General features: G+C 45.0%; 18 protein-coding genes. 1 reads left to right on the top strand and 17 read right to left on the bottom strand.

Translation table 11 applies throughout. The annotated features are described in order from the left end of the window. Positions 1-56: 56 nt before the first annotated feature. The 14 genes from AB5150_RS06330 to AB5150_RS06265 all read right to left on the bottom strand — a co-directional run bounded on the left by AB5150_RS06330 (position 57) and on the right by AB5150_RS06265 (position 16,106). Positions 57-218, bottom strand: coding sequence for a hypothetical protein (locus AB5150_RS06330; protein WP_015533608.1), 162 nt, complete (start codon positions 216-218; stop codon positions 57-59). A gap of 33 nt (positions 219-251) precedes the next feature. Next, positions 252-671, bottom strand: coding sequence for a hypothetical protein (locus tag AB5150_RS06325; RefSeq protein ID WP_015533607.1), 420 nt, complete (start codon positions 669-671; stop codon positions 252-254). A gap of 120 nt (positions 672-791) precedes the next feature. Then, positions 792-1,070: a TIGR04076 family protein gene (locus tag AB5150_RS06320; RefSeq protein ID WP_015533606.1), complete on the bottom strand. Its 279-nt coding sequence runs from the start codon at positions 1,068-1,070 to the stop codon at positions 792-794. After that, a complete protein-coding gene (locus AB5150_RS06315; protein ID WP_368291508.1) occupies positions 1,067-1,885 on the bottom strand; it encodes a pyridoxamine kinase in 819 nt (272 codons plus the stop codon). The genes AB5150_RS06320 and AB5150_RS06315 overlap by 4 nt, the downstream gene beginning before the upstream one ends. Positions 1,886-1,924: 39 nt before the next feature. Continuing rightward, positions 1,925-4,057, bottom strand: coding sequence for a TaqI-like C-terminal specificity domain-containing protein (locus AB5150_RS06310; RefSeq protein ID WP_161172102.1), 2,133 nt, complete (start codon positions 4,055-4,057; stop codon positions 1,925-1,927). A gap of 305 nt (positions 4,058-4,362) precedes the next feature. Continuing rightward, positions 4,363-4,866, bottom strand: a complete 504-nt coding sequence (locus tag AB5150_RS06305; RefSeq protein WP_022216855.1) for a hypothetical protein — start codon at positions 4,864-4,866, stop codon at positions 4,363-4,365. A gap of 242 nt (positions 4,867-5,108) precedes the next feature. Beyond that, positions 5,109-7,025, bottom strand: a complete 1,917-nt coding sequence (locus AB5150_RS06300; RefSeq protein WP_208896339.1) for an ABC transporter ATP-binding protein — start codon at positions 7,023-7,025, stop codon at positions 5,109-5,111. Positions 7,026-7,085: 60 nt separating this feature from the next. Continuing rightward, the gene (locus AB5150_RS06295; RefSeq protein WP_015533601.1) at positions 7,086-8,837 is read right to left on the bottom strand and encodes an ABC transporter ATP-binding protein; all 1,752 of its coding nucleotides are present in this window, start codon (positions 8,835-8,837) and stop codon (positions 7,086-7,088) included. Positions 8,838-9,150: 313 nt separating this feature from the next. Continuing rightward, positions 9,151-10,671: a hypothetical protein gene (locus tag AB5150_RS06290; protein ID WP_015533600.1), complete on the bottom strand. Its 1,521-nt coding sequence runs from the start codon at positions 10,669-10,671 to the stop codon at positions 9,151-9,153. 117 nt (positions 10,672-10,788) lie between these two features. Continuing rightward, positions 10,789-11,790 (bottom strand): helix-turn-helix transcriptional regulator, encoded by a 1,002-nt coding sequence (locus AB5150_RS06285; protein ID WP_015533599.1) that lies wholly within the window; start codon positions 11,788-11,790, stop codon positions 10,789-10,791. Positions 11,791-11,823: 33 nt separating this feature from the next. Further along, on the bottom strand, positions 11,824-12,336 hold the full coding sequence (locus AB5150_RS06280) for a phosphatase PAP2 family protein (protein WP_015533598.1): 513 nt from the start codon (positions 12,334-12,336) through the stop codon (positions 11,824-11,826). Continuing rightward, a complete protein-coding gene (locus tag AB5150_RS06275; RefSeq protein WP_368291506.1) occupies positions 12,336-12,677 on the bottom strand; it encodes a phenylpyruvate tautomerase MIF-related protein in 342 nt (113 codons plus the stop codon). Before AB5150_RS06275 ends, AB5150_RS06280 begins: the two co-directional genes overlap by 1 nt. 251 nt (positions 12,678-12,928) lie before the next feature. After that, entirely contained in the window at positions 12,929-14,920 is a 1,992-nt protein-coding gene (locus AB5150_RS06270; RefSeq protein ID WP_015533596.1) for an NAD(+) synthase, read from the bottom strand. 310 nt (positions 14,921-15,230) lie between these two features. Beyond that, positions 15,231-16,106 carry a phosphoribosylaminoimidazolesuccinocarboxamide synthase gene (locus tag AB5150_RS06265; protein WP_004850368.1) on the bottom strand — a complete coding sequence of 292 codons (876 nt, stop codon included), beginning with the start codon at positions 16,104-16,106 and terminating at the stop codon, positions 15,231-15,233. Between the two features lie 422 nt (positions 16,107-16,528). On the opposite strand from AB5150_RS06265, the gene nrdD reads away from it, so the two are divergent. Continuing rightward, positions 16,529-18,724 (top strand): anaerobic ribonucleoside-triphosphate reductase, encoded by a 2,196-nt coding sequence (gene nrdD, locus AB5150_RS06260; protein WP_022216859.1) that lies wholly within the window; start codon positions 16,529-16,531, stop codon positions 18,722-18,724. 121 nt (positions 18,725-18,845) lie between these two features. Here nrdD and AB5150_RS06255 read toward each other — a convergent pair whose 3' ends face one another. The 3 genes from AB5150_RS06255 to AB5150_RS06245 form a co-directional block, all read right to left on the bottom strand. Next, positions 18,846-19,061, bottom strand: coding sequence for a hypothetical protein (locus AB5150_RS06255; protein WP_015533594.1), 216 nt, complete (start codon positions 19,059-19,061; stop codon positions 18,846-18,848). 12 nt (positions 19,062-19,073) lie between these two features. Continuing rightward, positions 19,074-19,298 carry a hypothetical protein gene (locus AB5150_RS06250; protein ID WP_368291504.1) on the bottom strand — a complete coding sequence of 75 codons (225 nt, stop codon included), beginning with the start codon at positions 19,296-19,298 and terminating at the stop codon, positions 19,074-19,076. A gap of 116 nt (positions 19,299-19,414) precedes the next feature. Next, complete coding sequence (locus AB5150_RS06245; RefSeq protein WP_015533592.1) at positions 19,415-20,857, bottom strand: DUF6034 family protein; 1,443 nt, start codon at positions 20,855-20,857, stop codon at positions 19,415-19,417. Between the last annotated feature and the right edge of the window lie 4 nt (positions 20,858-20,861).

Here is a 20,861-nt window from a genome sequence, read left to right as displayed (position 1 = left end):
TCTGTGGGATCAATAATTCTCTCTCTATTTTATTGTCTGGTTAAACTGCTTATCATCTAAGCTGCCTTCTTATCCTGAGTCATGTCTTTTGCATCTGGAGCCGTGATATCCTCTGATTCACGGTGCATCTTCTCACCCCAGTTTTCGTCCACAAAGCATTTGATTGCCGCTGCAAGTGCTATAACCCCAAATGTATAAGCCAATATATCCATTGCCATAATTATCTCTCCTTCACTGGTAATCTTATTTATTTAAATTCCAATGAAGGCGCGCTTTTTCCCGTCTGACCTGTGTATATATTCCAGAAGTATCCATCTGCGGCTGTTTGTCATCTCGGGATATCTGCCTGCAGATGCACATACACAGAATATCAGACTCAACAGCAATGCCGCAAGAACCGCCGACAGCATCCATGTATCGTCTATGGATTCTTCTGAATTTCCAGTCCGTATGTTTCTTGTCTGGATCACAAGCCCCGCAGAACTGTCAACCATGAGCACATCGTTGTTCCCGGCGTCTATTCCCCGACTCTCACCAAGCAATGATACCGAATGCGCAGAATAATTCCTGACATTCGGGTTGTAAAGCCCACAAACTCCAAGATATGAGACGCACATAACCACAGCAATTATCCATGCATATATATTGTAATGCGCTCTGCATCCTGCCATATGTGCCACCTCCCATACTTGATAAATACATCTGTCTTACTTACCATGTATTATATTATATAAGGGAGTTTTTTTCTTCCGATACACCGCTTCTTTAGCTGTCTCTTTGCCGTTTATTTGTCAATTCTTATCCTGCTCAGGCTGGACAACCTCTATCCTGAACACATTGATCGTGTCCACATCAGGACAACAGAACACTACAGTTCCCGGCTCATTTCCCGGGATGGTTCCACCATATCTAAGAATATCCACATATGGAAATGCCACATGCATGGCCATGGGACAGAGCTGCCCTCGCTCAGTATCAAAATCGTAGCTGTCACCTATCTTATGCCCCCTGTGGCAGCCGTGAGGGCCTTTGCGGTCTATGAGTGTTATCTTGATCTGCGGTCTGCTCATTCCGTTATCACCTCTATGTACTGTTCAAGAGGGATTCCCTTGTACTTGTCAACATTGTCCTTGTTCAAGGCTATAAGCTTCTCCACCACTTTCATGGCTGACTGCACACTGTCTTCTATGCTGTGTCCGCCTCTGTACTTTCCGATAAGCACAGCAGAGAATATATCACCGGTTCCCGGAAATCTCACAGGAATCTCTGTATATGGGAACACGTTCATTTTGTCTGTCTCGCCATCCAACAGGAGAGTGCTTGTCTGTCCATCTATATTCACGCTGGTAATAACTACGGTCTTTGCTCCATATCCGTGAAGCGTATGTGCCAGATCTTCGGCCTCCGCCGTGGTCAGTATCCTCTTGTCAGTGTATTTGCTGGCAAGAAATGCTGCTTCTGTGCAGTTTGGCACTATGAGATCCGCCACTTTGCACATCTGTCTCATATAGCCAACCGTATTCTCCGTAACACCGTTGTACAGGATTCCGTCATCGCCCATGATCGGATCGACAAATATAAACGCACCCTGGTCTTTCTTCTTCTCACAGAACTCAGCCACAAGCCTGGTCTGTTCCTCCGATACAAGAAATCCGGTTGCTATGGTGTCAAATGTAAATCCAAGCTCACCCCACACTCTCATGCTGTTCTTCATATATCCGGTCGTCTCCAGAATATCAAACTTTCCGTAATCAAGCGTGTTGGACACCAATGCCGTCGGCAGGTTGTACACCTGGAATTTCATATTGGACATAATAGGGATCATCGCAGAAAGTGCAACCTTTCCATAACCAGCCATATCGTTTATAAGCAGTATATTATTCATAGTCTCTTCCTCTTCCTGATCAATTAAAGTATATTATTTTTATAACATATATTTGTCACCGGATAAAGACTGCTTTATGAACTCGTACTCTTCATCGGTAACTGAGTACAGCTTCCTAACAATGTCATCTATCTCTTCATACAATCTGTATCGCTGCAAATGGTCTTTACCTGTCTTGTACGTCTGCATTTCTGAATTCACAGAACTTTCTGTGATAAGTTCTTCTGCCATAAGCTCTTCTGCCTTTGAGATTATGCGTCTCTGTGTCTCCTCGTCTGCGACTGGAACAGGAATATTCTCTATATGGGATCTCAGAACCTTCACTGCGTTGTATCGCTTCTCATATATGTACTGCGCCACCCTTGAATTGAGTATCGCCATGATATATCTCATATCAAGTCCCGGTATATGTGGAATGACCACATTGCAACTGTTCAACGTAAGCCTCTGCCTGTCGTCATATGCAAATACAAGCTGTCTGTTGATAAACCTGTAGATCAGTTTCTCCGGAGCCCGGTAAAGCTCCAGCGGCGCCGCCTGCTGATACAGGGTAAGTTCCGGATACATATATTTTTCCGTTTTTCCGCATCTGTATCTGTATACATCTGCTCCGGTTATCACTGCCTCCATTCCCTCTCCGCATTCTGTGGACACATATTTCGCATTATCCCCGGTCACTATTCCCAGTGCAAAATCTGCCTGTCCACGCAGAAATTCACAGTTATCTGTATTTTCTATTCTGCAAAGCAGCCTGTACTCATCATCAGTGAGCCTAAGCATAAAATTCTCACTGCCAAGCGGCCTGTCCGTTCCTACAACAAACTCTCTGCCGTCTCTCTCGATCACCGCACCTTTGCTATGTCCAGGATCAGAACTCTTTTCAAGCTGCAGCACCAACGATGGACATTGCACACCATAGAATGCATCGCCAAGGAAACTCACCCGGCTCACATTTGCCGATTCGGCTATGATCTCCCTGATCGTCTTATGATTATGTACATCTAACAATGCCTCCGGCAGCACAAATGCAAGAACTCCTTCATCTGTCAACAGCTTCAGCGCACACTCCACGAACACATCAGACGACTCCACGCCCCTTCCGGCTGCAGTTCTGTATGCTTTCCTGAGTAATGTCCGTGTCTCCCTGTCAAATGTATATCCCCACGGCGGGTTACCGATGATGATGTCATATCCCGGATCAGCCAAGAGCTTCTTATCATCCCCACCACATTCTGAATCATTCCTGTATTCTGAAATGAAGTCTCTGCGCTCTATGTGCTCATATATTGTCCAGATCGCTTCGTCCACATTGACATGTCTTCTTCCGGACAATCTCCCAAGTGCCAGATTGAACCTCGCAAGCTGTACACTGAGTTCATCTATATCGCACGCATATATATTATTTAGTTCTATATCATCCGGAAGCTGTATAAGGAAATTACCGGTTCCGCAACATGGATCGAATAATCGCTTACCGCCCTCAGATATTCTGCTTCCCATATCACCGGTCACATCACTTATCAGCGTTCTTACTACCTTTGTCGGCGTATAATATGAACCAGCCGCCTTCCGGCTGCCTGCATCTCTTATAGACATATAGAGAAGTCCAAGTACGTCCTCCCCCTTTTGATAATAGTAATTGGTGTCCATAAGATTTTTGTTATTATTTGCCCATGATAATGCTGCTTTTTTGTCCTGAATTATATCATCGATCAGCGCACTCCATACACCAATTGTCAAGCTTCCATCTATATATGCAGGGAATATTTCTCTGTCAACAGTAATCTCACCACTGCTTACCAGCAGCTTGAGTGCACAATCCGCCAGCAGAGTTCTCATGACCATCTCAGTCACACATATATTCTGCCTCTCCAGCTTATCCACCAGACTTTTTACTGTGTCTGTACTCTCGCAAATGTCTGACACATATCTGTCATACAATCCTTTGCCGGACACATACCGCTTATTTCGCCGGCTTCTGAGCGACCTTCGTTCGCCAGTTTCCAGTGACTGTTTCAGATTACTTACGTACTCCTCTGTGAAATACATCTGACCGGCCGAATCTATGCCCTGTGATTCAATTTTCCCAAGTCTGAGCCAGTTCCGCCCCGTTGCCCTCGATATTGAAAGCTGCTGACACAATCCATCCAGCGTTATGTATTCCTCACTCATACACAGCCCCTCGTTTCTTCATATGTCTGCCTCATATGCTTTTCCTGATCATATTCAAATATATTCATACGCAAAATCTCCGCCTTATTCTTCTTCAAAAAATCAGCCAGAATATTATTCCTGCTCTTATGAAAAATGTGATATAAAAGCATGAGAAATTCGCAAATTATAGATACGTTGGAATGGTCCGTTTCTTACGTTCGGACTCATAGAAACCTTCGACTTGAAACCTATGCTTTGAACGGATTGTAACACCTCGCCCAGCCTTTGTCTATACTTTAGGCAAAACTCTCCAAAACGGAGAATTATGACTCTGGCTGAGGTTCTTTGGATGGCTCTACACAGCCAGAACCCGCAAGCTGTCTCTTAAATATAGTTCTAAATATCAATCTCACAAGTGGTCCGCAATAGCAGAGCTGCCAGAGCAGTGCAACAGGGAGATTCATTCCCCATGTCTGGATAAATGTACCAACACTTGGTGAATCCTTGAACAAAACAGTTGCTATAAGGCTCATGATTGGACACATCATTATGCAGATGTAGAATGATATCATGAAGGTTATCACCTGTGGTCTGTCAGTCGGTCTCACAATCTTGAACGCAAGCATCGGTGCAAGCTTTCCAACCACTAAAAGCTCAAGCATAATAGCTATCGGCCACATGATCGGCATCTCATGAAGTGCCATGACAAATGTCTGATTGGTGAAACCTCCTGTGCTTAATGCTACATTGTAGCAGATCATTCCATAGACCATGAACATGGCCATGATTGTTGTGAATACAAATTCCTGTAATTTGTTTTGTGGCATAATAATTTCCTCCTTACGAAAATAATATTGAGCATGCGCATTCAAAAGCGCTTCGCGCAGGCGCATGCGTGCTTCTCAAGGATTCCTCCCGCTTACGCGGGCCCCTCCTTATGAAAATAAAAAGCCCAACGAAACTTTCATCTCGTTGAGCTTAACTGCGACTACCATTAATTGCCCCTAAAATAGCACACAAACTTTTATATTGCAAGCATTTTTCAGTTTTTTATATACAATTCAAGTGCTTACGCCTGCCCAGCTACGGCCTTCTTGCCTGTGTACAGCTGATAATATCTGCCCTTCATATCTATGAGCTGGTCGTGGGTGCCTCGCTCTATGATGCGTCCCTGCTCCATGACCATGATGCAGTCCGCGTCCTTGACCGTGGAAAGTCGGTGAGCTATGACAAATGACGTTCTTCCCTCCATGAGGGCATCCATTCCCTTTGAAACCATAGCCTCGGTTCTCGTATCAATGGATGATGTAGCCTCGTCCAGGATCAGTGCTGGTGGATCGGCAACCGCCGCCCTCGCAATCGCAAGAAGCTGTCTCTGTCCCTGACTGAGGTTTGAACCGTCCCCGGTGAGCACCGTGTTGTAGCCGTCAGGAAGTCGCTTTATGAAATCGTGAGCATTTGCAAGCTTTGCAGCCTTGATGCACTCCTCATCCGTGGCATCCAGCTTGCCATATCTTATGTTGTCCATGACTGTTCCTGTGAACAGATGTGTATCCTGAAGCACTATTCCAAGGCTTCGTCTGAGATCCGGCTTTCTGATCTTGCCTATGTTGATATTGTCATACCTTATCTTGCCGTCCTGTATATCATAAAACCTGTTTATCAGATTGGTTATGGTCGTCTTGCCCGCGCCTGTACTTCCGACAAATGCTATCTTCTGACCAGGCTTTGCATACATATTTATGTCGTGCAGAACTATCTTATCCGGATTGTAACCGAAGTCCACATTCTCAAATTCAACCTCGCCTGTGAGCTCCCTGTATGTGACCTCGCCAGTCTCATGCCTATGTCTCCATGCCCAGAGTCCGGTTCTCTCCTCGGTCTCCGTGAGATTGCCATCTGCATCCTTCTTTGCATTTACCAGCTCAACATAGCCCTCGTCCTCCTCTGGCATCTCATCCGTCATGGTAAATACCCTGTCGGCTCCGGCTGCAGCCATGACTATGGCGTTGATCTGCTGGCTTATCTGTGTAACCGGCATCGTAAAACTCTTGTTAAGCGTCAGGAATGCCACAAGCGTTCCTATGGTAAGACCTGACCATCCATTTACTGCAAGTACACCTCCAAGTACAGCGCAGAGAACATAGCTTATGTTTCCAAGGTTCGCATTCACCGGCATGGTAATGTTGGCTATCATATTTGCCTTGTAGGCGCTGTCCTGAAGAGATCTATTCAATTTGCAGAAATCGTCATATGCCTTTTCTTCGTGGCAGAACACCTTGACAACCTTCTGGCCGCTCATCATTTCCTCTATATAGCCATTTACCTTACCAAGATCCTGCTGCTGCTTCATGAAGTATCTTCCCGACTTCGCGCCCAAGCTCGACGTCGCCTTTATCATGATAAGCACCATGACGACCGACAGAACCGTGAGCGGTATATCAAGGACTATCATAGCAATGAGTGTTGAGATAAATGTGATGCTTGAGTTGATAAGCTGCGGCATACTCTGGCTTATGACCTGACGGAGTGTGTCAACATCATTGGTGTACACCGACATGATATCTCCGTGTGCATGTGTGTCAAAGAAAGATATCGGAAGGGATTCCATACGTTCAAAAAGTTCAACTCTGAGTCTCTTCATGGTTCCCTGAGTCACATTTACCATGATCCTGTTGTATGCGTATGCGCAGATGATTCCCAGCACAAGTATAAGTCCAAGCCCCAGCATCCTGTGGGTCAGGGGACCATAATCAGGTGAGCTCTGTTTCATCATCGGTTCAATATATACATCGATAAGTTTCTGCATGAACATCGATATACTCAGTATCGCAAGCGCCGATATAAGTATGCTGACCACAACCGTAATACATGCCAGCTTGTATTCCTTAAGAATATATCTGATCAGCCTTCCAAGTGCCTTCATGGGATTTTTGCCCTGATCCTTTCCAGGTCTCTTCAGCCCTGCATCCACTTTATCATCCATCTTATTTTCACTGTATTTCTCTGTATTTCCTGTCATTACACTGCCTCCTTTCCTTCATAATTAATTCATCTTCTCATCGAAATCACCGCCGCCAGACATCTGTACGTCGTAGATCTCCTTATATATCGTGTTGTTCTTTAACAGATTCTCATGTGTGTCAAAGCCGCTGACCATTCCGTTATCCAGAACTATGATCCTGTCAGCATCCTGCACACTTGATATTCTCTGGGATATGATGATCTTGGTGGTGTTCGGTATCTTGGTTGCAAATGCCTGCCTGATCTTCGCATCCGTAGCGGTGTCAACTGCGCTTGTGGAATCATCGAGAATGAGTACCTTCGGGCTCTTGAGCAGCGCTCTGGCAATACAGAGTCTCTGCTTCTGACCACCAGACACGTTGCTTCCGCCCTGCTCGATCCAGGTGTTATATCCATCCGGCATCCTGTCTATGAACTCATCCGCACAGGCAAGCTCGCACACCTCACGGCACTCATTCTCCGTGGCATCCGCCTTGCCCCATCTCAGATTATCAAGTATCGTACCCGAAAACAGCACATTCTTCTGGAGCACAACCGCCACTTCATTTCGGATGACCTCCATATCGTAATCACGCACGTCATGTCCTCCGACACAGACCGAACCACCGTCCGGTTTCACATCGTAAAGTCTGCTTATCAGATTGACAAATGTCGACTTACCGCAGCCGGTTCCACCTATCACACCAACTGTCTCTCCAGACTTTATGTGAATGTCAATATCCTTCAGCGTGTCCTCTGCACTTCCTGCCTTATATACAAAATCAACATGGTTAAAATCTATTCTTCCATCAGGGACCTCCATGATCGGCTCATCAGGATTGGTCATGGTAGGTGTCTCCTCAAGGACCTCAGATATTCGTCTCATACTTGCCATACTCATGGAGATCATGACAAATACCATGGACAGCATCATCAGCGACATCATCATGCTCATGACATAGCTGAAAAGTGATGTAAGATTTCCAGTTGTCATGCTACCACTGACTATGAAGTGTGCTCCGATCCACGACAGGAGCATCATACATGTAAAGATGACAAACATCATGATAGGATTGTTGAAAGCCAGCAGACTCTCAGCCTTTATGGACAGTTCCGCAAGAACCTCTGCTGCCTTCCCAAACTTCTTATCCTCATATTCTTCCCTGACAAATGCCTTTACAACTCTTATCGCTGATACATTTTCCTGAACACTGGCATTCAGGTTGTCATAGTTCCTGAATACCTCGTCAAATATAGGTGTTACCTTGAATATGATGAAGAACAATCCAAATGCAAGAACCACAAGTGCTGCCACAAATACAAGTGACAGCTCCACGTTGATTGTAAAGCACATTATCATACTGCAAATGAGCATGAGTGGCGCACGGACTGCGATTCGTATGAGCATCTGGTACGCGTTCTGTACATTTGTCACATCAGTTGTCATTCGTGTTATAAGACTTGCGGTGCTGAATTTGTCAATGTTGGTAAATGAAAACTCCTGCACATTCCTGTACATGCCCTCCCTCAGGTTGCAGGCAAATCCTGTCGATGCGCTGGCAGCAAATTTGCCCGCCATCACTCCAAAGAAAAGGCTCAGGAAAGCCAACACAAGCATGAGTCCGCCATACATATACACCTTGCTCATGTCCTGTCCGTTGATTCCTTCGTCAATTATTTTGGCGGTCACAAATGGAATGAGGATCTCCATAAAGACCTCTGCCGCCGTAAATACAGGTGTGAGTATTGAGTCCTTCTTGTACTCGCCCACCTGACCAAGCAATGTTTTGATCATTCTATTTCCTCCTTGTTTCGGTTTGAAATGCTGACAGAATCCTCAGATGCACAAAATCAGGAACTTGATTTATGATATGCGATATCTGATCGTCAGCTATGTGTGATTTAACGCAAGTTGCATAAATATTAATACTTCTATTTTTTAATGTCAATAGTATACAGAGGCGTTTTGTTTGTGAAATTTCTGTGTATTTAAAGTATTTAAAGACATATTAAAATAAGGCATATGAACATCTTTTTAGTCCATATGCCTCATTTTATAGAGATCTAATATGTAATTTCCGCTCTAACAGCCATTTCATTCAAAGCCATCAATGGGTCTTGAACCTTTTCTTAACACAAATTCCTGCAACCCCCACTATTGAAACAAACATAAGAATCACATACAACTGCAAGTCTGTACTGTCACCAGTTTTTGGAGATGATTGTGTTGTTTTATCCGTTGTACTTGTCTCCTGTGTTTTATTGGTTGTACCTTCCGAAGGCTCCTGTGTTGTACTGGTTGTGTCTTCCGAAGGCTCCTGTGTTGTACCGGTTGTGTCTTCCGAAGGCTCCTGTGTCCCCGTTGTCTTCTCGTTTACTGTAAAATGAGCTGTCGCTGTTCCGCTCTCAGAGACAATGCCAAGTGTATGCTCACCCTCCGAAAAACCGGCAACATAATCCTCTTTCAATGTTACGATTATACTTCCAGATTCCACCGTATAATTACTCTCATCTATGGTCTTTCCGTCAACCTCAACACGAATAAAATCCCTGTATGCAGCATCAGATGTGAATGATAGTGCATTCTTCGCACCTGCTGTTACTGTCGCTCCGTCTCCCTTGATAATAACAGGGGCAAGTTTCGCAAGCACTGTGTCTTCCTTTTTAATTTCATTTTCTGCTTCTTCATCACTAAAATACTTATTACATTTATCACAGAACCAATATGTGCTGTTTCCTTCTTTTGCAGCAGTAGCAGCTTGCTTTTCTACTTTTTCCATATCGTGACCGGCGTTTTCTGCTGTCCGTACATTTTCCTTTGTTTGAGATTCAAAAGCAGAATTTTCAAATGTCACACTGTATGTAGTTAATTCTGGCAATACGCAGTTCTTTTCCTGTATTACTGTTGCTGTTGTATCTGCTGTCTCACTTTCTACGCCATCACATGCTGTACATTTTCTTTCTGCTGTACAGTGTTGATTGTCTGTGCTCCATGTGTATGTTACATCTCCATAACTATGACCTACTGCCGGAATCTCCGTATAGGTGGTGTAATCACAGTTACTGCAGGTATCGTAAGTTTCCCAACCGTTTGCGGTACAAGTCGCCGCCTGTGCATCGTGATGTACGAGGTCGTGACCCGTAGCTTGGATCGTCTCTGTTTTTATTCTGCCGCATCCAATGCAAGTATACTTTCTCTCCCCCTCTGTTGTGCAGGTTGGAGAAATAGTTATAGTGCCATTATCCCAAATATGTATTCCAACATCGCCCTTTTCTGCGCAGACATTACACTCATGCCAATGATTGTTTTCATCCGAAATCCAGTTTGAGTTCCAATCATGTCCGAGAGGGGTGGATGTTCCTCCGCAGATCGTGCAAGTCTGTCCGCTTGTGCAGGTTGCCGTTCCGCTCCACACATGCGCAGAACGTGGATTGGTGATATTAGTGCCACATTCTGTGCAATAAACGTGATGCCAATGATATCCAGCGTCTTTGTATTCATAAGTTTCGGTTGTTCTTACCCATTTACCACAGATGTCGCAATAGGCTTTGCCCGCATATGCCGGTATCCGCAGCAGCATCAGCACCATGCACATAGTGAGCAGGGTGGTCAAAATTCTTCTCTTCATATAGTTCCCTCCCTTAAAAATAAATCTGAGTTTGGTTAGTGATTTCTGTATATAAAGATTTTATCATTTTGACTTCTTCCATGTAATCTCCGTTTCGATACGAAAATGTATATTTTCCTATTTCAGCATATAATTTTTCAGCTCATCCCTCTTATTTATATTCATTTTTTCATAAATCCTGCTCAGATAAGTTTTAACCGTATTGGGTGAAAATCCCAGATAATCTGCAATTTCCTGATTATTCCAATCTCGGCTTGCCAGCATTGCAATCGAGAATTCCACTGTGGATAATGCATCCGTCACTGAATTTCCTGACATAGGATTGTGGATTGACATCCATCCCCTGCTAAAGGCAATGACTTTATCAGATAATTTGTTATATAGTTTTGAATCCTCCTTGCGGATACATGACTCCAGAAGTCCCTGCAGCAAACCATGATGTTCAACGAAAGGTTCCAGAAATTCGTCTTCTTTCGCCACGTTCCACGCCAGCATCAATGCATCTTTTGCTTTCTGCTGATTTTTCAGATTCATCTGACACATTGCAATCATACAATACAGATAGATCATACTAATAGGATATATATCATCCCTGAACATCAATGCTGCCTCGCAAATTCCAAGTGCCCTGCCATACTCGCCTTTTAAATATGCCATGTGAGCTATTACATAGGCAGAAAACAGCTTAATTCCAGGCGGCAATGTTACTGCATAAAGCTCCACATCCGGAAGTTCATCCACCGAAAGATGCAAAAGCACAGAGGACATATATCCCGCAAATACACTGACAGCCCTGTCCTCAGCGGATGAAGGATTTTTCGTCTCTTTTTCAAGACATTTCTGAATCTCCCTCAGTCCTTTCCTTGATGCAGCTTCTCTGCCAAGTGTCAGATTAGAGTATACATATAACAGGCAGGATGACATCTTCAATTTTATATTATGGCTCATCAGATAACGTTCTGCTATATGATTGCACTCCTCCGCCTGCCCGGTAAAATAATAGTATTCAGCACGTGCTATCTCCTGAAAATCCCTGTCTTCAAAACTGTCTACCATCTTTTTCGCTTCACCCGGCTGAAATGCTGCATTGATCAACGGCAGTATGGTATATTCACTCATAATCGTATCCCTCCAAACCAACGATCCGCCAAATCATTTATCAATCGCTCTAAGTATAAATCCTGCTGCCACTCCAGCTGCCACGCCTACCACTATTCCGCCAATGATATCTGTTGGGAAATGCACATACAGATACATTCTTGAGAACGCTATGAGGATCGCTATCACACAGGATATTGCGCCCAGCAGTTTCTTCCTGCTCATGAACAACGCCGTGACAGCCGCAAATGACGCCGCCGTGTGTCCCGATGGGAAGGAGTAATCCGTTGGTTTCTTCACTATCAGATCTGTAAAATCCGCCACATCATATGGTCTTGTTCTGGCGACAAGATTCTTTAACAGGCAGTTGGTTATAAGAAGATCAAGGATAAGTGCGATGGCCATGCACAGCCCTGCCTTCCTCGTCTTTGGAATAATCAGCAGCACAGCCGCCAGCACTATCCACAGTATTCCCGCATTTCCAAGGGATGTGATCGCCACCATGAGCTTGTCAAGCCATGGGGTATGTATATTCTGGAGAGCGTCAAGGACTTCTATCTCCCACATCAGAAGTTACCTCCGTTCCAGCCCCAGTCATGTACGCCGTGGTAAGTCACGTACACCGCATTTCCCGGAATTCCAAGCACATCCGCAAATATATCGCAGATCTTTCCTGTCATGGCATCACATGCCTTCGGAGTCACATCACCGAATACGCTGACTTCCACATATGCACCCTTATCAAGTTTCTTTCCACCCATGAACAGGTCGTATCCATCGTTGATGCCGATCATAAGGTAGCTCTCCGTCTTGTTCATCGTTGTTATCGCCTGACCGAGACTGCTCTTAAGAGTCTCCTTCTGGTCATCGCTCATCTTCACTGTAACCTTTGAATCTATAAATGGCATTTCTTTGTCCTCCTAAATTATATTATTCATATAAAATATATACACGACTTTTGTAGACATTTGTCTTTGTATGCTATATTGTGGCAGAATCATAATAGCACTACCAAATCAGGGGAATACGATGCCGCCGGTCCTTAGGTGGCGCAACAGGCGGCACCTTAGTACCGTTGCAGGCTGAGTTAAGCGGGAGCGACCCCTGATTGGTATGCTATTATGATTCTGCCACGTTAATAACTATCCCAGGCAAATGTCTACAAAAAGTCCTCAAATTCAATCTCAGACGGCAGTCTCAGATCTCCTCTCGGGCTGACCGACACGGTTCCAACCTTCACACCGTCCGGCATACAGTTCCTCTTGAACTGCTGGCGGAAGAATCTCGTGTAGAATACCTTCTGCCATTTATCGATCTCGCTGTCTGAGAAATTGTACTCGTCACTCTGTCTTACAGCCTCCTTGCACAGCTCATTTACCTCCTCAGGTGACATTCCATATCGCAGCGTATAATATAAGAAGAAATCGTGCAGGATGTATGATCCCACGGTGTCCTCCGTCTTCTGCGCGATGGTTCCGTCCGGGTTCGGTGGCAACAGCTCCGGGCTGACCGGTGTGTCTATAATATCGTCTATGATCGGCGCGATGCCCGCAAATCCGTCAACCTCCATGAAGTGTCCGACTTCGTTCACAAGTGAGCGCACCAGCGTCTTTGGTATACTTGTATTCACTGCATACATGCTCATATGGTCGCCGTTGTAGGTGCACCAGCCAAGTGCCAGCTCCGAGAGATCTCCGGTTCCAACCACGAATCCGCCCTCCTTGTTAGCGACATCCATGAGTATCTGCGTTCTCTCCCTCGCCTGACAGTTCTCGTAAGTTATGTCATGCACGCTCTCATCCTGTCCGATATCGGCAAAATGCTGTCTCACCGATGCAGCTATGCTTATCTCTCTGCTGTCACAGCCGAGCAGTCTCATGAGTTCCGTGGAGTTATTCTTCGTCCTGTTTGTCGTTCCAAATCCCGGCATGGTGATTCCCACGACAGTTGTGGATGGAAGTCCCGCATTCTTCACCGCCTGTGCTGAAACCAGCAAAGCCAGTGTGGAATCAAGTCCGCCTGACACTCCCACGACCACACATTTGCAGTGGGTCGCCTCTATCCTTCTCTGAAGTCCGGCAACCTGCATCTTAAATATCGCCATGCACCTCTCAAGCTTATTTCCCGATGGGACAAATGGTGTCATCTTCACCTTCATGAGCACATTCCCTTTGTCCATGAGTGGGGTATCGCACACCACCGTCTCATACTTTCTGAATGCGAAATCACGCTTACAGTCGGCAAATGATTTGTTTGCTATCCTGTCATGTCTGATCTTGGTGAGACTTATATCCCTTATCAGTACTCCGTCCTCAAATGGCTTTACCTCGCCGAGGAGCTTGCCGTTCTCGTACATCAGATTGTGTCCTGAAAATACCAGATCTGATGTGGACTCATACATTCCAGCGGACACATACACATATCCGCACAGGCAGTCCGATGACACACTTCCTATCAGCTTGTGCCTGTATGCAGCCTTTCCGATGACCTCATTTGACGCGGAAAGGTTGAGTATGACCTCAGCTCCCGCCATGGCTAGAAGTCTTCCCGGCGAAACTGGAGTCCATGCATCCTCACATATCTCTATGCCAAGCTTGACTCTCTGGTCTCCGCTGCCCATCTCTATCATCACATTGTTGCCAAACAGCACTTCACTGCCAACAGCCCTGTCCCCGGCTTTCTTTGAACCGGCATTGTATTCAAGCTCATCTCCATCATCTTCCGGGTCCATGAGATTGACCATCACCGCATCATACTTTCTGGCTGAGAACCATCTCTTCTCGTAGAACTCACCGTAGTTTGGAAGGTAAGTCTTCGGCACGATGGCCACGACTCTTCCACCCTGCAGGAACGCCGCACAGTTGAACAGCTCTCCGTCCACCTCAAATGGCAGACCGACCACCAGTGCCGACTGACCAGTACATGTAGCCATGGCAAGCTGAAGAAGTCCTCTTCTCGCACCATCTATGAGTTTTCTATTCTCAAACAAATCCGCACAGGTATATCCCGTGATAGACAGTTCCGGCGTCACTATGACATCCGCAGCATCCTTATACTCTTCATATATATCCATTATCTCTCTGACATTACCGCTGACACTTCCGATGTGGACCTTCGGCGTAACGGCTGCCACACGCAGCATATTCTTCATTGTTACCTCCTTGTAAAATCTCATTTGATTTTGCCTTTTCATAACATTTACACTTTACCACCCGGAGACATTTATTTCAACGAAGTTCACAACTTGATGAGTCTCTATTTTCGGTCATTTCCCAGTTCAGGGCTTGTCCGCCGGGTGTCAGATAACTTTGTGTTTTTTATCTTTTGGCGAAAATGCTTTAAAAAAAGGCTCCCGGACATATCATTGCGCCGGGAGTCTTTTTTCTGCCATGCAGACATCCAGTGACATACGTTTTATCCGCCATCACTCAACACTGCATCTATATATTATAATGTACTGATTACTTTCCAAGTGGCTTGCCTGTGAGCTTCTCATATCCCTCAAGGTAGATGTCGATGGTCTTCTGAGCGACATCCTCTGGAAGCTTCCAGCCCTTGTCAGGATTAGCCTTCAGCCAGTCACGTGCGAACTGCTTGTCAAATGATGGCTGGCCATGACCTGGCTCATATACATCTGCTGGCCAGAATCTTGAGCTGTCAGGTGTAAGCATCTCATCGCCGAGAACGATATTGCCATTCTCATCGAGACCAAACTCAAACTTTGTATCTGCAATGATGATTCCTCTTGTAAGTGCGTACTCTGCACACTTCTTGTAAAGTGTGATGGTGTACTCCTTGAGCTTTGAAGCGTACTCCTCGCCCTTGCCAGGGAAGTACTTCTCAAGGTGAGCAATGCTCTGCTCATATGATATATTCTCATCGTGATCGCCAATCTCGGCCTTTGTTGATGGTGTGTAGATAGGCTCAGGAAGCTTATCAGACTCCTTTAATCCCTCTGGGAGCTTGATTCCACATACTGTGCCGTTCTCCTTGTAGCTTGCCCAGCCGCTTCCTGTGATGTATCCACGAACGATACACTCGATTGGAAGCATCTCAAGCTTTCTGCACATCATGCTGTTGCCGTCGAACTTCTCCTGCTGGAAGAACTCAGGCATATCCTTTACATCAACTGAGATCATGTGGTTAGGAAGAATGTCCTGTGTCATGTCAAACCAGAACTTTGACATCTGTGTCAGAACTGTTCCCTTCTTGGAAATTACATTGTCGAGGATGACATCGAAGCAGCTTATACGGTCTGTAGCTACCATGATCAGGCTGTCTCCATTGTCATAAATCTCACGTACCTTACCTTCTTTGATTGGCTTTAATTCCTGCATTTTTTTATCTCCTTGATATTTGTATTAATACCTGTTAGAAATTGTATTCATATAAGTGTGTATCACTTTTTATGGTTGCTTGTCAAGGCTTTGACAGCCCTCAAAAATTTTTTCTCAAAATTTGTCAAGGTTTATGCGCCTCACGGGATTTTTATTGTGTAAAAGCACATTTTTCATCTTTACAATATCATTTGTGATGACTATAATAACAGAGCACAATATCTAGTGGGTGCTTCACATTATTTCCACCAAATATATTGTGTTTACATATTTTTTCTTTATAAATAATTCCATGCGGCACAGGCAGCCGCATCTACTATATTACGTCGAACCAGACCTGATTGGCCTGATTTCAGTTAACTTGAATGATTGGAATATTACGATTAAATTTACCATTGAATTGGAAGAGGGAGGCTATTGCTGTGTCAGAGGAAGCTAAAACACACGTACACGTAATCAAAAGGAATGGAGAAGAGGTGACATTTGACCTGTCAAAGATCGAGAATGCCATCAAAGCTGCCAACAATGAGGTTGACAAACTCCACCAGCTCAACGAATATCAGGTTCACGCCATCGCGGACAACCTGGAGAAACAGATAGAATCAATGTCCCACGCAGTTCACGTGGAGGACATTCAGGATATGGTCGAGACCGGTATCATGGAGATGAGAGGATATGAGGTTGCACAGAAATATGTGCGTTACCGTTACAAGAGAGAGCTCGCACGTAAGTCCAACACCACGGACAACGGAATCCTTGCGCTCATAGACCATATGAACGAGGAAGTCAATCAGGAAAACTCCAACAAGAATCCGGTGATCAACTCGACACAGCGTGACTACATGGCCGGTGAGGTATCCAAAGATCTGACCAAGAGAATGCTTCTGCCTGAGGATATAGTTGAGGCACATGAGGCCGGAATCATACATTTCCATGATTCTGACTACTACGCTCAGAAGGAGCACAACTGTGACCTCATCAACCTTGAGGATATGTTGCAGAACGGAACAGTGATAAGTGAGACCATGATCGAGAAGCCGCACAGCTTCTTCACGGCATGCAACGTCACCACGCAGATCGTGGCACAGGTTGCCAGCAACCAGTACGGCGGACAGACATTTACCCTGTCCCATCTGGCACCATTTGTGGATGTTAGCAGGAAGAAGCTCCGTGCACAGGTCATCGAGGAGCGCAAGGACTGTGGCGAATCCCTTGATGATGCCATTATCGACAAGATAACAGAGAAGAGACTTCTGAACGAGGTCAAAAGTGGAATACAGACTATACAGTACCAGCTCATCACCCTGATGACATGTAACGGACAGGCACCATTTGTCACCATGTTCATGTACCTGGATGAGGTTCCTGAGGGACAGACAAGGGATGACCTGGCACTCATCATAGAGGAGGTCCTGAATCAGAGGATCAAAGGAGTTAAGAACGAGAAGGGAATCTGGATCACTCCGGCATTTCCTAAGCTCATATATGTTCTGGACGAGGACAACATCACCACAGATTCCAAATACTGGTATCTGACCGAGCTTGCCGCCAAATGCACCGCAAAACGTATGGTTCCTGACTACATCTCCGCCAAAGTCATGAGAGAGATGAAGGACGGCGACGTATATCCATGCATGGGCTGCAGATCATTTCCTACAAAGGAGGACGGCATCAGGAATCCTGATGGATCCCGCAAATATTACGGACGTTTTAACCAGGGCGTCGTGACCATTAATCTTGTTGATGTGGCATGTTCATCATACGGCGACATGGACAAATTCTGGAAGATCCTGGACGAGCGTCTTGAGCTTTGTCACAAGGCACTCAGATGCAGACATGAAAGACTGCTCGGGACCATATCAGATGTCGCTCCTATACTGTGGCAGCACGGTGCGCTGGCAAGACTTAAGAAAGGCGAGAAGATTGACAAGCTGCTCTTCGGCGGCTACTCAACTATTTCCCTTGGCTATGCCGGTCTCTGCGAAATGTGTGTCCGTATGATCGGCAAAACACATACATCCGAGGAAGGCAAGAAATTTGCGCTCGCTGTAATGCAGAAGCTCAACGACAAATGTGCTGAGTGGAAGGCTGCTGAGAATATCAGCTATTCCGTATACGGAACACCTATGGAGTCCACTACTTATAAATTTGCCAAGAATCTGCAGAAGCGTTTCGGCATCATCCCGGGCGTAACAGACAAGAATTACATAACCAACAGCTATCACGTACATGTAACCGAGCACATAGACGCCTTCAGCAAGCTGAAGTTTGAGTCAGAATTCCAGAAGCTGTCACCGGGCGGCGCCATCAGCTATGTTGAGGTTCCAAACCTCCAGAATAACATAGACGCAGTCCTTGAAGTCATGAAGTTCATATACGACAACATTCTCTATGCAGAGCTCAACACCAAGAGCGACTACTGTGAGAAATGTGGCTATGACGGCGAGATCAAGATCGTGACAGACGATTATGGCAAGTTGGTGTGGGAGTGCCCTAACTGCGGCAACCGCGACCAGAACACTCTCTTCGTTGCAAGACGTACCTGCGGTTATATCGGAACCCAGTTCTGGAATCAGGGACGTACACAGGAGATCAAGGACAGAGTCCTTCACCTGTAGAATTAGTCAGCTTAAAACTGATACTTTCAAATAAAAATACAGACAGCACAATTGTGAATGAAGTGACCTCAAAAAACAATTGACTGTCTGTATTTTTATTACTTTCTTATAACTACAATATCTAGCATACCCTCATGTAAGCGGCATCATCTGCAAAATCCGGCTGATCCGAAACAAACTTTATAACATCTGCGGATTTTACGCCTGGATTTCTTTTGATATAAGCAGTGAGCATTTCTAATCTTGCCGCATTCTTCTGAGCATAATGCTCCATAGCCGAGACAAACTCAAAATAAGAATCATCTATATTGTTGAGCAGTTTTCTTAATTCTTCCATAACTACGCCCCCTTACATTTCTATTCTCATATATATATATATATTATAGTTATCATATCCATGATTCTCAAAATAATACCAATATGGTTTATTATCTATTCCATACGAAATATGTACTGCGTATGTTTTTCCTTCGTATTTACTATAATTCGTATTTATTTCTCTGCAGATTTTTGCATATTCTGCCCTATCCAAGATAAATGTATTATAAACAAATCTCACAACTTCTCCTATCATTCATAATATCATCTGCACATAAATTACACAAGCTAACACCAAAACATATTATATACCCTAATTTGTGATAATTAATGCAAATGTAATTTTTGATAGATTTAGATGTAATAATCCGTTTAATACGTCTCCCACAACTTCATCTTCTTGGCATTATCCACTATGTCAATGCAGCTTCCGTCAATTGCATTTATACATATAATCTGGGATATCTCCCCTACCGTGTCCTGTCCCCGAAGCTCCTCGCTCTGTGTAAATATCCATGCAGGAATGTAGCAGAGCTTTCCATCGTCATCTGCTGTCGCCATGTATCTGAGTGCCACGTTGTTGAACTGAACCTTGCCATATCTGGTCTGGTATTTCTCATAATATGTTGCAATGCCCTCATTTGCCTTTGCGATCATGTCGTTCCAGCTCATGAGTTCCACATCCTCCGCCTGCAGGGATGAAGGATCTGTGTAAAGCTGGGAAAACATATCTACAACTCCATCATCATCAATATTTAATGTTACACTGTCACCAGGCTCAAACATATAGCCATTCTGTGTCTGGAGATTGTCAACGTTATATAATTCGCCCTCTCTCTCCTTTGCTCCGTATATAGACCTGCTGAGCGTTACCGAGTATCCACTCACCTTGGTCTGCTTTACCTCGCCATTGTCATCCGACCATATTCTGGCAAGCGGCTCTGTCTTTGTACTCTCCATACCGTCTATCCCCATCTTTGAGAGGAAATTCATCGCTTGGGATATGGCATCGTTCTCCGTGAGTTTGCTCTCATTTGTGACATTGGTCAGATCTATGTCTGTGGCATTGCTGATGCCCGTCACATAGGTGTATGTTGCGCCGCTCACACCATCCAAAAGCTTGTTTTCCTCACTCTCGGATTTGTAAAATGATATATACACACCTGCGTCTGTATTGTCATCCTCACCGCCATACTGTGATATACTCACCGTATATTCCTTGTCTCCATATTTGCCTGTATACGATGAATACGGATCATCATAATTCTCCAGCAAAGGAAGTGAATCCGGTGCATCTGCCATCTGCTTCTTGTATGTCTCTATCTGGGTATCATACCAGGCATCCGACGAATCATCCCCCTGCCCCTGAGCCTCCTTCTTAAACTTCTCTGTACTCTCTATCATACTCTTCAGCTCATCCTTGGTCTGCACTCCATCCTTGCGGATATATATGCCCTGGGACTTGTCCAGGAGTCCCTCGACAATGCTCTGTATCTGTGCAGCATCAAGCTTCATAGTGCTGTAATATACCCTCTTCATGGAATCCGTATCAGGAATATCTATCGAACCGGAACAGCTTATCTCTGACAAGCCCGAATTGCCCACATCAAATGTCTCATCACACTTCTCCGGGATTCCCAGACTCTTTGCAAGGCTGCCACCCGCATCGTTACTGCCATCATCACTGTATCCACTTGCCGAACCCGACTCTCCATCCAATGTATAATCAACCTTTTTATTTCCACATCCTGTCATCTGCATCGCCATCACTCCTGCCAGCACACATGCCGCTATTCTTGTCGCTCTCTTTCCCATGATT

The sequence above is a fragment of the Coprococcus sp. RTP21281st1_F1_RTP21281_210402 genome, from assembly GCF_040915325.1.
GTDB lineage: Bacteria > Bacillota > Clostridia > Lachnospirales > Lachnospiraceae > Coprococcus > Coprococcus aceti.
This window is presented reverse-complemented; position numbering and strand designations above follow the sequence as displayed.